This is a genomic window from Bordetella genomosp. 7 (genome assembly GCF_002261415.1).
Classification (GTDB): Bacteria; Pseudomonadota; Gammaproteobacteria; order Burkholderiales; family Burkholderiaceae_B; genus Bordetella_A.
In genome coordinates, this window is record NZ_NEVI01000013.1 from 10,944 (window position 1) to 25,460 (window position 14,517).

Consider the following 14,517-nt stretch of genomic DNA (forward strand, 5'->3'; position numbering starts at 1 on the left):
TTTAGTGGATCATGCGTTGCTGGACGTCAACCGCGCCCGATTTGAGTTCATCGGCGAATTTGGCCAGGGCCTCCGCAGGCACCTCATCGGTGTGCCGCGCGGCAACTTGCTCGACCTGGGCCAGTAAGTTGTCCTGACCCGACGGGGCGTCACCTTCGTTACGCAGCAGCTGGACCAGTCGCGCCGCCAGCTTGGTCAGCGTCGGACTCTCGTTAAGGGCCATGACGGGCAGGCGGATCCCGAAGCGGCCTTCCAGCGCCACGACCAGCTCTACACCCATCAGAGAATCCAGGCCCATGTCGTAGACCGAGACGTCGGCGTCGATCTTGTCGGCCGGTACCCGCAGGATTTCACCCACTTCGGCCTTGAGCATGTCGACGAACAGGGGGTGCAGGGCATCGTCGTCCAGCGTGGCGAGCAACTGGGCAATGTCGTGCGCGCTGCCGTCATCTTCGCCGGTGTCGCTGGCGCGGCGGGCCAGCAGGCTGAACTTGGGCGTGCCTGCGCTGGGCAGGAAGCGGCGCAGGGCGCGCCAGTCCAGCTCGAGCACGGCCAGGTCACTGGCGTCGGCCTGCAACATCGCTTCCAGCGCCTGTAGTGCGGACTCCGACGCCAGGGCGGCGCCTCCCATGCGGCTTTGCAGGGCATCCTTGACCTTCTTGTTGCGGGCCAGGTAGCCGACGTCGTCGATGGCGCCCCAGCGCACGCAAGTGGCGGGCAGGCCCTGCGCGCGCCGTTGCCGGCACAGCGCCTCGAGGAAGGCGTTGGCCGCAACGTAGTTGGCCTGGCCGGGATTGCCGAACAGTGTGGTGGCGGACGAGAAGGTGATGAAGAAATCCAGCGGCAGGTGGCGCGTGGCCGCATCCAGCCGCATGGCTCCGACGACCTTGGGCGCCAGGACGCGTTCGATTTGTTCGGCAGTCGCGCCACGTACCAGGCCATCGTCGATCACCATGGCGGCGTGTACGACGCCCTTCAGGGGCGGCATGTCGGCGGCGAGTTGCTGCATCAGGTTGGCCAGCGCCTGGGCGTCGGTGACATCGCACGCCGCGGCGTGGACAGCCACGCCGCGAGCCTGCAACGCGGCCAGGGCTTGCTGCGCGGCTTCGGACGCAGGGCCGCTGCGGCTGACCAGCGCCAGGTGGCGCGCGCCGCGGTCGGCCAACCATTGGGCGGTGCGCAGGCCGAAACCGCTGAGCCCGCCGGTGACCAGGTAGGAGGCCTCGGCCGACAGGGCCAGCTCCGCCGGGTTGTCGGCAGGCAGGGCTGCATCGTGTGCGCACTGGATGCCATTGCGATACGTGACGACTATCTTGCCTATCTGGCGCGACTGCTGCATGTAGCGGAACGCGTCCACGATGTCATTGGCGTCGAATTCCTGGTAGGGAAGCGGATGCAACGCGCCTTCGGCGAACAGGGCCATGACTTCGCCAAACAGGCGCCGCGTCAGGGCAGGGCGTTCGTGCATCAGCTGGTCGGCGTCAATGCCGAAATAGCTGATGTTGTTGCGGAACGGACGCAGGCCTATGCGCGTGTTCTCGTAGAAGTCGCGTTTGCCCAGTTCGAGGAAGCGTCCGAAAGGCTTGAGCACACGCAGGTTGCGATTGATGGCCTCGCCTGCCAAAGAGTTGAGCACGACGTCCACCCCTTTGCCGCCGGTGTCGGCCAGTATGGCGTCGGCATAGGCGAGCGATCGCGAGTCATAAATGTGCTGCACGCCCAGCAGCCGCAGGAAATCGCGCTTTTCGGCGGTGCCGGCAGTGGCATAGATTTCTGCGCCACGCCATTGCGCGTACTGGATGGCGGCAATGCCCACGCCGCCTGCGGCGCCGTGTATCAGTACCTTTTCGCCTTCTTCGAGTTGGGCAAGGTGATGCAAGGCATAGTAAACCGTGAAGAAAGTGCTGGGTATGGTGGCTGCCGCCTCGAACGAGATGCCCTGCGGAATGCGCGCTATGGCGTTTGCTGTGGTGTGCACGCGGTTGGCAAAGCTGGCGGGACCGAACCCCACTACCGCGTCGCCCGGCTGGTAGTCACCGCCGGCGTCCGGGCCTGCACGCAAGACTGTGCCGGCGAACTCGAGCCCCAGCGTCGGGCCCGCAAAGCCGCTTTCGATGGCTTCATCGGACAGCAGGCCCAGGGCGTACATCACGTCGCGGAAATTCAGCCCGGTGGCGTGGACGGCGATCTCGATTTCATGGGGGGCTAGTTCGGCCGGCTCGCAGGTCTCCCAGCGCAGGTTGCGCAACTGCCCCGGGAACTCGAAACCCAGGCGCATGCGGCCCACACTGCCGGGCGCGTCTTTTTCTGTTGCAGGGCGGCGGACCGTGCGCAGGCGCGGTGCGTAACGGTGTCCTTGGGGCGTGAGAGCGGCTTCTTGCTCGGCATCGGGCCACCTGAGCTCGCGTTCCAACGCATCCAGCACGGCGGCCGTGGGCCTCGCGTCCGGCAGGTCCAGCAGGCGCACGGCGAACTGGGCTGCCTCATTGATCATGGTGCGGCCATATCCGCGCAGCGCCGCGTCGCCGGGCGTGGCGGTGGCGCCTCCGGGAGCCAGGTGCTGGGCAGCGCCCGCGGTGACGAGCCACAACGTCGCCGTACCGCCGTCACGTTCCAGCGCCTGCGCGGCGCCGGCAGCCAGCGCGCAACGGCGTACCTGCACAGCCAGCAAGGCCTGGGGGTCGGAGACATCCTGTGCGTGTGCCAGGCCATCCAGGTGCACAATGGCGTCGACCTGGCCCAATCGGGTCTTGGCCTGGCGGTAGGCCGAAGCAAATGCCGCGGGGTCTGTATCGCGTTGAATGTGGGTACGATGGCCCTGGGCCGCCAACCGCTCTGACAGGGCGTGAGCCAGCGCGGTTTCGGATTCGTCGGCGCTGGCCAGCAGCAGCAATCCGGAGGATGTCGTGGGCGAGGCGTCGGCGGTTGAAGTGCTGCCGGCTGTGGTCTGTGCGACGCCCACAAGCAGGTAGGGGCCACTGAGCGTGTCGGGGCTGAACTCGGCCAGCACAGTGACCGGGCACCCGTGTTGCGCCAGGGCCTCTTGCCAGAAGTGGGCCGTGTACTGGGACGAGGCTTTTCCGCCGTCGCTGGTGACGGCAGTCCACCAATCGGGCCGCGCGCCAGCCACCACGTCGAGCCAGCTTACCGGGTGTGCGCCGACCAGCACCAGCGTTGCGCCGGATTTCAGAAGGCCGCACGCATATTCGAGCATTTTCCGGGCATCGTCGGCGCATGCGGCGTCGGCGTGCAGGATGACCAGGTCGTGCCCGCGCATGGCAAGTTGGTCCGGGGTGCACGGCCGCGGTTCAAGCTGGCTGCAGCTCGCATCCGGGTAGCGTTCGAGCAGGCGCTGGGCGCGCTCGTATGCTTCGGCACTGGGCGCGGCATAGTGGTAATCGGCTATGCCGAAGTCCAGCGCCCCGCAGCAGTCTTCGGCGAATGCCGGGGCATGGGCGCTGATTTCCAGGACTCCCAGGCGCACGCCGGGCGGCAGGGCCGTTTGTGCGCGGGCGAGCAGCGTGCGCAGCGCGCCGCCAAGCTGTTCACGCGCCTGCGCCCCCAGAAGATGCCGCAACAGAGCACCCGGAGAGGCCGTGGGAGGGCAGACGGCGTTCATGTCGGCGCGGCCTTGCAGCAGGTTTTCCAGCTGCAAGCCCACGCGACCGACCGCATGTACTACGTGCGCGTAATCGGGGTATTCGCGCACCAGGCTGTTCCAGATATCGACGACATCTGGCGTTGCAGGCCCTTCTTCTGTGAATGTCCAACCGGTGGGCGCGCGTTCCAGCAGGCCTGCCTGGGCGGCGCGTTCCAGCAGATGATCCAGCAGGGCGGATGCGTCCGGAGCAGTCTGGCGGCAACGCTCTACGGCTTCGTCATACAGGTGCGGGGCATTCTGCGCCAGCCCGCGCAAGGCGCGTACGGCGTAGCGGTCGCACAGGCTGTCGAGCAGCGGCTCGATTTCTTGCGCATAGCATGCGTGCGTGCCCTGTTGCGCGGCCAGGGCAACGGCGCTGGCAAGCAGGTCTGACGCGGCGGCGGAGTCGAGCGTGCTGAGGGCGCTGCGAGGGTCGTGCGGATGCGGGCTGGGCACGCCCAGTTCGTCCAGGAAGTCGAGCGTTTCGCCGTAAGACTTGGCCAGGCGTATGCCGCGGAAACGCACGTCGTGCACAGCCGCGATCTGTATGCCGGCAGCGTCGTACAGGGCAAACTCGGCAGTCAGCGAATGAGGGGCGCGCCGCAGCAGCCGGGCGCGCGCATAGGCGGGCGCGCCAGCGTCGGTGCGCAGCGAAACGCGGCCGATCTTGGCCGGCACGAAGGCCACGCCACGACTCATGGCAGGATCATCGCGCAACAACTGGATAATCAGCTGGAATGCATTGTCGAGCAACGCAGGGTGCAGGTGGCTGCGTTCCAGTTCGCGCTGCGGCATGTTGTCGGTTTGGAGCGCGGCCACGACGGTATCGTGCGACAGCGTCCAGCCTTGCTTGATGGCCTGGAAGGCTGGCCCGTATTCCAGGCCCACGGCCTGCGTCAGCAACACATGACTGCTGGCAGTGAAGTCGGGCGCGCGCTCGGGGCATTCGATCGCCGGCTCGGCCAGCAGCGCGGGCCCGGCCTCGCGCAGAATGCGAGCCGTCGCGTGCAGCGTCCAGGGCTCGGTGCTGCCGACATCCTTGGCCATGATGCGCAGGCTGCCATCCGCAGCATCGAGCGTGGTGCGCAGGCGTTTCGACGGACTGGCCGCCAGCAGCAGCGGTGCGCGTATTTCGAGTTCTTCGAGTTCCAGGTACTCGGCCGGTTGCCACTGCGCGGCGGCTGCCAGGGCAATCTCGGCAAAGCCCGTGCCGGGAAACACCGTAGCGTCGCCCACGACGTGGTCGGCCAGCCACGGGTACAGCGCCGTGTCGAGCTGGTTGTCCCAGACGCCATCGTGCTGGCGTACCGGATAGCCCAGCAAAGAGTGCACTTTGGCGCGCTGCAACTGGCCCAGCCCTTCGGGTGTGACGGGATGCCAGTGGCGCTCGCGCTGCCACGGATAGGCGGGAAGCGTGATGTGGCGGCCTTCCCAGGGAAAGAGATCTTGCCAGCTGATCTGCGCGCCGCTGCACAGGATCTGCCCGGCTGCGTCACGGATCTTTGCCGGCTCGTCATTGCCGCGGCTTGCGGTAAGCAGCACACGGCCCTTGCGGTCGGCGCCAGCCAGGGCGTCATTGATATACGAGCGCAATACCGGGTGCGGGCCGATTTCTACGTAAATGTTCTGGTCGCCTTGCACCAGGGCGTCGATTGCCTGCTGGAACTGCACGGGCTGGCGCACGTTGCGCCACCAGTATTCCGCATCCAGGCCCGTGCCGTCGATGGGCTGACCGGTAACGGTGGAATAGAACGGTACGTAACCGCTTTGCGGCGCCAGGTTTGCCAGCGCCTTGCGCAAACCGGACCTGATGGGGTCCATCGCGGCGCTATGGAAGGCGTAGTCGAGGCCGAGCCGTTTGTAGAAAATCTGGCGTTCGGCCAGCACGGCCTCGATCGAGGCCATGGCCGCAGGGTCGCCGGCCAGCGTTGCGCCTCGACTGCTGTTGTAGCCAGCCACGCACACCGCCTGGGTCAATTGCAGTTCGGCAAGCAGCGCCTGGGCGGTCGCGCCGTCGACCCCGACTGCCGTCATGCAACCCTGGCCTTTGGTGGTGCCTTGCAGGCGGCTGCGATGGAAAATGACCTGTACCGCGTCGGTCAGCGCAAGGGCGCCGCAGGCCCAACCCGCGGCGACTTCACCCACGCTGTGGCCCACCACGGCGGTGGGCTGGACGCCACGTTGCGCGAGCATCCGGGTAATGCCAACCTGGATGGCAAACAAGGCCGGCTGCGCAATTTCGGTGCGTTCGTACTGATTGGCAATGTCGGTGCGCGCCAGTTCGTCGGCCAGCCGATAGCCGGCCAGCGGTTCAAAGCAGTTATCGATTTCGTGCACGGCTTCGGCAAAAACCGGCTCTGCCAGCAACTGGCGCCCCATGCCCGCCCATTGCGAGCCATTGCCGGAATACACAAAGACCGGGCCTTGGGCGCCGGGTATGGCGCTGCCCGTGGCCACGCTGTATTGCGCGGCGTCGCCGTCGGCGAATTGGCTCAGCGCCTGGGCGACGGTTTCGCTGTCGTTGCCATAGACGACGGCGCGTTCCGCGTGCCATTCGCGGCGCATGGCGGAGTGATAGGCCACGTCGTACAGCGTGCGCGCCGGTTGGCCGCGCAGCACGCCGGCCAAGCTGTGCGCAGCAGCCTTCAAGGCCTCCGGCGTCTTGCCCGACACCACCACCGGCACTGCTGCGGTGCTTGCCAGCTTATCGGCCTGCTGGTCATTGCGCGCAGGAGGGCTTTGCAAGATGACATGGGCGTTTGCGCCGCCGAATCCGAAAGAATTCACGCCGATGGTGAGCGTGCCCGTGCGGCGCAGCGGGTAATTCTGTTGCGTGATCTCGATGTTCCAGTCCTGGAAATCGATGGCGGGATTGAGCGTGCGGATGCCTATGGTGGCCGGCACGGTGCGATGCTGCAGGCAGTAGATGGCCTTGACGAGCCCCGCCACGCCGGAGGCGGCTTCCAGATGCCCCAGATTGCTCTTGACCGACCCGATGGGCAAGGGGTTGCCGGGGCCACGAGGCTGGCCAAGCGCTGCGCCGATCGCGCGGGTTTCAATGGGATCGCCGACGGCGGTGCCGGTGCCGTGGGCCTCCAGGTAGTCGATCTCGGTCACGGGAATGCCCGCTTGCTCGTACACCTGGCGCATCAGCGCGATCTGGGCGTCGGCGTTGGGCACGGTGAGCCCCGACTTGCGTCCGTCAGTGTTGACGGCGCTGCCGGCGATCACCGCCAGGATGTTGTCGCCGTCGGCCAAGGCCTGGTCGTAATCTTTCAGCAGGAACAGGCCGCCGCCCTCGGACCGCACATAGCCGTCTCCAGATGCGTCGAACACCTTGCAACGGCCGCCCGGCGACAGCATGGAAGCCTTGGAAAAGGTGATGAAGCCGTAGGGGTGCAGGTGCAGGCTGACGCCGCCGGCGATGGCCATGCTGGTCTCGCCGGTGACAATGGCCCGGCAGGCCTGATGCACGGCAACCAGTGATGACGAGCAGGCGGTGTCGACGGCCATGCTGGGGCCGTGCAGGTCGAATACATACGACAGGCGGTTGGCGGCGATGCTGGACGTATTTCCAGTTGCCATCGAGGCGTCGACGGCGCTCACATCGTCGGCCATGCGATAGGCGTAGTCGGCGCTGGCAATGCCGATATAGACACCGCAATCGCTGCCGCGCAGCGCCGAGGGGCGCATGCCTGCGTGGTCGATGGTTTCCCAGCACAGCTCGAGCAACAGGCGTTGCTGAGGGTCCATCAGCGCCGCTTCGCGCGGCGAAATGCCGAAGAAGTGCGCGTCGAAGCCCGACACGTCGCCGATAGACCCCGCAGCAAAGGTATATGCGGTGCCAGGGTGGTCTTTGGCCGGGTGCAGATAAGGGTCTTGCGCCCAGCGATCTGCTTCTACCTGCGTGACGAGATCACGACCGTTGAGCAGGTCTGGCCAATACCGTTCAGTATCGGTTTGCGGAAAACGGAACGAAAACCCCACGACGGCAACGCGCTTTGCCATGTATTTCTTCCTTCGAACAAACAGCTGTCGAAATTTCTTGGTGTTATTTTTTACCGGGCGGGCGGCAAATCAGCCGGCTATTACGTAGGGCGTGCGGGATATACAGGCAATTGTTGAACAGACCAATAAAAAAAGATAAATGGCGAGCAGGGAAGTGCTGGCGTAAGAAATGCTGGCCTCGCCGGAAAAAATAAAGGCGACTTGCTTCGAAAGCGAAGCGAGGCGCCTATTATCACCATTTCATGGGTCAAACCAGATGGCAAGATTTTACAGTTTATTGGGGTTGACTCAGGCAACTCTGCTGCGTCGCAAAAATCAGATACAAAACAGCGAGAGTGTCCGCGTCTCTAATCGTTGCAAATTAGCCTTAATAATCGAATTGTTAGGCTAATTAGGGCGCAACAGGTGAAAGCACGAGTTACAGAAAACTACGTGCCGTGAATGACGTTACAGCACTTGAGTTTCTGCGACGATTCAAAAATTAATTCTGTTGCTGCCAAAAATAAGGCCCCGCTTCGCGGGGCCTTATTTGCAATAAGACAGATCGGCGGTTCAGCTGATCATTATTTGAACGCCGTCTTGCTTCCGTCTTTGTGCCACGTGAATACCTGGAACTCGAATTCATTCAGGTCGCCCTGTTTGTTCCAGGAAGTCTTGCCGATGGGGGTGTCGAAAGTATTGGCGTGCAGGTATTGCGCGACCTTGGTGGGGTCGGTGCTGCCGGACCCCTTGATGGCGTCGGCGATGACTTGCGTGGCCGCGTAGGCGGTAAGCTGGAAGGCGCCGCTGGCGTTGCGCTTCTTGCTTTCGAACGCCTTGACGATGTCGGCGTTGGCCGGGTTCTGGGTGAAGTCGGCCGGCAGGGTCAGCAGCATGCCTTCGGCGGCGTCGCCCGCAATGGCGTTGATGTCCGGGTTGCCCACGCCTTCGGGGCCCATGAACTTGGCCTTGACGCCCTGTTCGTTGGCCTGGCGCAGCAGCAGGCCCATCTCGGGGTGGTAGCCGCCGTAGTACACAAAATCCACATTGTTGGACTTGAGCTTGGTAATGACGGCCGAATAGTCGCTGTCGCCGGCATTGATGCCTTCGAACACGACGACCTTGACGCCGCCTTTCTCGAGGTTGTCCTTCACGGCGGTGGCAATGCCCTGGCCGTAGGATTGCTTGTCGTGCAGTACGGCGACCGCCTTGGGCTTGATTTTGTCGAGGATGAACTGGGCGGCGGCCGGGCCTTGCTGGTCGTCACGGCCTATGGTGCGGAAGATGAACTCGTAGTTCTTGCCGTCGGTAAGGGCGGGCGACGTGGCCGAAGGGGTGATCATGACCACGCCTTCGTTGTTGTAGATGTCGGCGGCTGCGATGGTGGCGCCCGAGCACACGTGGCCTACCACAAAGCCGATTTCGTCGTTGACCACGCGGTTGGCGGCTACCGGCCCCTGCTTGGGTTCGCAGCCGTCGTCGATCACCACGGTTTCGAGTTTCTTGCCATCGATGCCGCCAGCGGCATTGATACGTTCGACGGCGGTGTCGACGCCTTCGCGGACCATTGCGCCGTACTGGGTAACGGGCCCGGTGGTGGGGCCGACCACGCCGATCTTGATGCTTTGCGCCTGCGCACCGGCCGAAATGCCCAGGCCGACGGCCAGGCCTAGTGCGGCCAGCATCGGAGTAAGGCGAAACGATTGTGTCATGGGGAATCTCCTTTGCGTCGTTATATAAGCCGTCCGCGGATCGCGCGGTGCGTGGCTTGTGCCGGCAAGCATACCTGAAAGCCGGGCCGTTTTGCGGGGGATATCGGGGCAGAATGGGCGCCGGCACGCAATTGGCTTTATTCCCCCAGGCATATATGCAAAAGCCGATTTATTCGTTTGCGATCTTTAGCCGGCGGGGCATGATTGGCTGCATGAGATTCCAACCGATCCTCGTTCCGGGCTGGAAGGACTCCGGCCCTGGCCACTGGCAAAGCCGCTGGGAACACTGCCTGCCGCACGCGCGACGCGTGCGGCAGCCCGATTGGGAAGCGCCCGATCCGGCAGTATGGAATGCCGCGGTGGCTTCGTATGTGGACTCAGCAGAGTGTCCTGTCCTTCTGATTGCGCACAGCCTGGGCTGCCTGGCCGTGGTCAACCTGCCCGTGCCGCTGCATGCGAAAGTGGCGGGCGCGTTGCTGGTCGCGCCTGCCGATGTGGAACAGGCCGATATGCCTGAATGCCTGCGGGTGTTTGCCCCTGTTCCGGGGCATTCGTTGCGTTTTCAGTCTGTGGTGGTGGCGTCCGACAACGACCCGTACTGCAGTCTGGAGCGGGCGCGGGAATTTGCAGCTGCATGGGGCAGTCGCTTTGAATTGGTGCCGGAAGGCGGCCACATCAATGCGGAAAGCGGATTCGGCGACTGGCCGCAGGGCTTGAAACTGCTGGCGGCGCTGCGTCGCCGCGCGGTCTGGCGCGTTACCCCGCCCTTGCCGCGCGTGCCGCCGGTGCCTGCCGTAGCCGAGGCCAGCTGGCCGCGATAGGCGGGTCGGCCGGGCGAACGCTTTGCGAGGTGTTGGTGTCAGACACCCTTCGGGAGTCAGACACCTGACGTATATCCTACGGCGGTGTGCACGGGCAAGGTCTTGCGGTGTCTGACTCCCGAAGGGTGTCTGACACCTGACGTATATCTTACGGCGGTGTGCACGGGCAAGGTCTTGCGGTGTCTGACTCCCGAAGGGTGTCTGACACCTGGCGCATATTCTCGGGCGGCGTGCATGGGCAAATGTCTTGCGGTGTCTGACTCCCGAAGGGTGTCTGACACCTGGCGCATATTCTCGGGCGGCGTGCACGGGCAATGTCTTGTGGTGTCTGACTCCCGAAGGGTGTCTGACACCGTGTCGCGGGACGATGTTTCGCGACGCTTTTCGATGGGACCTAAAGGTAACCGCCGGGGCTCGACGGCAGCCCGCTTTCGACGAAGTGACGATAAGCGGCGCGCCTGTCGGTATCGTCCCGGCCCATGGCCAGGTATAGCGCATGGTGGTCCAGCATGTGCTGCGGGGTTACACCCAGTCTTTCCCGATAGCTCGACCACGGGTAGCTCGCCGGCGCTTTGACCAGGCCTGCGCGTACAGGGTTGAGCTCGATATGGCGGCAGCATTCCAGCAGGTATTTTTCCTCGTGTACCTCCCGTGCCTTGAATCGGGCTTCCCAGATCGAGCCGGTGGTGTGTTTTCGTGCGTTCCACCGGCAGGTAGCCGCTCTGGCAAGCCGCTGCATCAACGCAGACAATGCGCGCGGATCTTGGGTAGGGCTCAGCAGCAGGTGTACATGATTTGGCATCAGGCACCACGCGTGTACGGCGATGCCGAAGTTGCGACTGAACAGGCGTAGGTTATTCAAGTAGGCGCGGTGATCGCCCGCCGACTCGAATACGATCTGGCGCCTGTGGCCGCGCTGAACGATGTGATAAGGAAGATTTGCGATGAGCAGGCGGGGAGGTCTCGGCATGGGATGGCAACGGCGTGGACGAAGACCGACGATACCTATGCCAGTGGCTATAGCAAGACGAGGGATGGCGCTTTTGCCAGAGTGCAATTGAGGCGCGTGGGTGCATGGGGGGTGTCTGACACCCTTCGGGAGTCAGATACCGAGGGAAAGGGGGCGTGTTTGGGGGGTGGTGCGGGCGGGGGGGTGTCTGACACCCTTCGGGAGTCAGACACCGAGGGAAAGGGGGCGTGTTTGGGGGTGGTGCGGGCGGCGGTGGTGTCTGACACCCTTTGGGAGTCAGACACCGAGGGAAGGGGACGTGTTCTGGTGTGGTGCGGGCGGCGGTGGTGTCTGACACCCTTTGGGAATCAGGCACCGAGGAATAGGAGCCGTGCGTGAGGTGTGGTGACGGGAGGCGAGGGCGGTGTCTGACTCCCGAAGGGTGTCAGACACCTGTGGCGCGTTACCGCGTCGTTGCCGCGCGTGGCGCGGGTGCCTGTTGTAGCCGAGGCCGGCGGGTCGCCATAGGTGGGTCGGCCGGGAGCCGGTCGGGGGTCAGGTGTCCTGGACGCGGCGGCCGGTGTCGGGTTCGAACCAATGCAGCGGATGGCGGCCGTCGGGGCCTATGCTGATCTGGTCGCCGGGCCTGGCGGGCATTTCGGCCAGTTGGCGGGTAGAGCAGCGCACGACGACGGCGCTCTGGCCGCAACGGCAGTGCACCAACTGCTCGGAGCCCAGTGTCTCGACCATTTCGACTTCGGCCTTCAGGCCCTGCGCGTTGAGCAGCATGTGCTCGGGCCGCATGCCCAGGATGGCCGGGCGGCCCCGCACCTGGGCGGGCACTTGCAAGGGGGAAATATCCAGCGCGGCGCCGTCGGACGTCTGCAGGGTGCCGTCGCCGCCTACGTTGACGGGCAGCAGGTTCATGGGTGGCGAACCGATGAAGCCCGCCACAAATGTGGAGGCAGGCCTTTCGAACACTTCCATGGGCGTGCCGATCTGCTCGGGCACGCCCTGGTGCATGACGATCATGCGGTGCGCCAGCGTCATGGCTTCGACCTGGTCGTGCGTCACGTACAGGCTGGTGGTGCCCAGGCGGCGATGGAGCTTGAGAATCTCCAGCCGCATGGCGACACGCAGCTTCGCGTCCAGGTTCGACAGCGGCTCGTCGAACAGGAAGACCTTGGGTTCGCGCACGATGGCGCGGCCCATGGCGACGCGCTGGCGCTGGCCGCCCGACAATTGGCGCGGGCGGCGCTCCAGCAACTGGTCCAGTTCAAGAATCTGCGCCGCGGCCTGCACGCGCTTGCGGATGTCTTCTTTGGAAAACTTGCGGATCTTGAGCCCGTACGCCATGTTGTCGAACACGCTCATGTGCGGGTACAGGGCGTAATTCTGGAACACCATGGCGATGTCGCGCTCGGCGGGCTCGAGATCGTTCACGACCTTGTCGTCGATCAGGATTTCGCCGCTGGTGACGGTTTCCAGGCCGGCCACCATGCGCATCAGCGTGGATTTGCCGCAGCCCGACGGGCCCACGATCACGATAAATTCGCCGTCGCGGACGTCGGCGTCGATGCCGTGGATGACGGCTACGTTGCCGGCATAGGTTTTCTTGACGTTGCGAAAGCTGAGAGTAGCCATGGATTGATCTTTTGCGTGGGCGAGGCGGCGAGGGCGCTACTTTTCAGTGTCGACCAGGCCCTTGACGAACCATTTCTGCATCAGGATGACGACCAGCGCGGGCGGAACCATGGCCAGCATGGCCGTGGCCATGGTGATGTTCCACTCGGTGACGCTGTCGCCTCCGCTGATCATGCGCTTGATGCCAATGACCACGGGGTACATGTTCTCCTGGGTGGTGATCAGCAGCGGCCAGAGATACTGATTCCAGCCATAGATGAACTGGATGACGAACAGCGCGGCGATACTGGTGCGCGACAGGGGCAGCAGCACGTCGCGGAAGAAGCGCAAGGGGCCGGCGCCATCGATGCGGGCGGCCTCTACCAGTTCGTCCGGAACGGTCAGGAAGAACTGGCGGAACAGGAACGTGGCGGTGGCCGAAGCGATGAGCGGCAGCGTAAGGCCCGCGTAGCTGTTCAGCATGCCCAGGTCCGCCACCACTTTGTAGGTAGGGGCGATACGCACTTCTACCGGCAGCATCAGGGTGACGAAGATCATCCAGAAAAAGAACATGCGCCCGGGGAAGCGAAAATACACCACGGCAAAGGCCGACAGCAACGAAATGGCGATCTTGCCGATGGAAATCACCAGGGCCATGATCAGGCTGACATACAGCATGCGCCCCACGCCGGCGTTGGCGAGGGCGCGCGCATAGTTGTCGGCGAAGTGCGGCCCCGGCAGCAGCGACATCGGGGCGGCCGCGACTTCCTGCGCGGTTTGTGTCGACGCGACGAAGGTGACGTACAGCGGAAACGCCACCAGCGCCACGCCGCACAACAGGATCGCGTGAGCCAGAATATCGAGCCAGGGACGGCGTTCAACCATGGTCGGGAGCCTTTGTATCAGTACTGCACTTTGCGGTCGATGTAGCGGAACTGCGCCACGGTAAGGGTGACGACGATGGCCATCAGCACCACCGACTGCGCGGCCGACGACCCCAGATCCAGCCCGTGGAAGGCATCGCTATACACCTTGTAGACCAGGATGGAGGTGGCCGTGCCGGGCCCGCCCTGCGTAGTGGTGTCGACGATGGCGAACGTATCGAAGAACGCATAGATGATGTTGACCACCAGCAGGAAGAACGTGGTGGGCGACAGCAATGGAAACACGATGGTCCAGAAGCGCCGCGCCGGCGAGGCGCCGTCGATGGCGGCGGCTTCGATCAGTGACCGTGGAATGGATTGCAGACCGGCCAGGAAGAACAGGAAGTTGTACGAGATCTGCTTCCAGATGGCCGCGATGACCACCAGGGTCAGGGCCTGGCCGCCATCCAGCCGGGGATTCCAGCCCACCCCCACCTGGTGCAGCGCAACCGCCAGGATGCCCACGGACGGCGAGAACAGGAAAAGCCACAGCACGCCCACCACGGCCGGTGCGACGGCGTATGGCCATATCAGCAGCGTTTTATAGAGCCCGGCGCCACGCATGACGCGGTCGGCCATGACCGCCAGCAGCAGCGATACGGCCAGGCCCACGAAGGCCACCAGCACCGAGAAGACGGCCGTCACGCGGAACGAGTCCAGGTAATCGGGTTGCCGGAACAAATCGATGAAGTTGGCCAGGCCGACGAATTCAGACGACAGGCCGAAGGCGTCCTGCAGTTGCATGGACTGCCACATGGCCTGGCCGGCGGGCCAGAAGAAAAACACCAGCGTCACGGCAATCTGTGGCGCAAGCAGCAAATAGGGCAGGGTCTTGTGCCGGAAGACAACGCGTTTTTCCATG

General features: G+C 64.2%; 7 protein-coding genes. 1 reads left to right on the forward strand and 6 read right to left on the reverse strand.

The window, feature by feature from the left end; genetic code table 11:
• Position 1 precedes the first annotated feature (1 nt).
• Both CAL18_RS06410 and CAL18_RS06415 read right to left on the reverse strand, forming a co-directional pair.
• Entirely contained in the window at positions 2-7,648 is a 7,647-nt protein-coding gene (locus CAL18_RS06410) for a type I polyketide synthase (protein WP_094817547.1), read from the reverse strand.
• 563 nt (positions 7,649-8,211) lie between these two features.
• Entirely contained in the window at positions 8,212-9,339 is a 1,128-nt protein-coding gene (locus CAL18_RS06415; protein ID WP_094817548.1) for a branched-chain amino acid ABC transporter substrate-binding protein, read from the reverse strand.
• Between the two features lie 212 nt (positions 9,340-9,551).
• Between CAL18_RS06415 and CAL18_RS06420 the strand changes: the two genes are divergently transcribed.
• Positions 9,552-10,160, forward strand: a complete 609-nt coding sequence (locus tag CAL18_RS06420) for an RBBP9/YdeN family alpha/beta hydrolase (RefSeq protein ID WP_026641331.1) — start codon at positions 9,552-9,554, stop codon at positions 10,158-10,160.
• Positions 10,161-10,554: 394 nt separating this feature from the next.
• On the opposite strand, the gene CAL18_RS06425 is transcribed toward CAL18_RS06420, so the two are convergent.
• The 4 genes from CAL18_RS06425 to ugpA all read right to left on the reverse strand — a co-directional run bounded on the left by CAL18_RS06425 (position 10,555) and on the right by ugpA (position 14,516).
• Positions 10,555-11,130, reverse strand: coding sequence for an REP-associated tyrosine transposase (locus CAL18_RS06425; protein WP_094817549.1), 576 nt, complete (start codon positions 11,128-11,130; stop codon positions 10,555-10,557).
• Positions 11,131-11,664: 534 nt separating this feature from the next.
• On the reverse strand, positions 11,665-12,753 hold the full coding sequence (locus CAL18_RS06430; protein WP_026641332.1) for a sn-glycerol-3-phosphate import ATP-binding protein UgpC: 1,089 nt from the start codon (positions 12,751-12,753) through the stop codon (positions 11,665-11,667).
• Between the two features lie 36 nt (positions 12,754-12,789).
• A complete protein-coding gene (gene ugpE, locus CAL18_RS06435; protein ID WP_026641333.1) occupies positions 12,790-13,617 on the reverse strand; it encodes a sn-glycerol-3-phosphate ABC transporter permease UgpE in 828 nt (275 codons plus the stop codon).
• Positions 13,618-13,634: 17 nt separating this feature from the next.
• On the reverse strand, positions 13,635-14,516 hold the full coding sequence (gene ugpA, locus CAL18_RS06440) for a sn-glycerol-3-phosphate ABC transporter permease UgpA (protein ID WP_026641334.1): 882 nt from the start codon (positions 14,514-14,516) through the stop codon (positions 13,635-13,637).
• Position 14,517 lies beyond the last annotated feature (1 nt).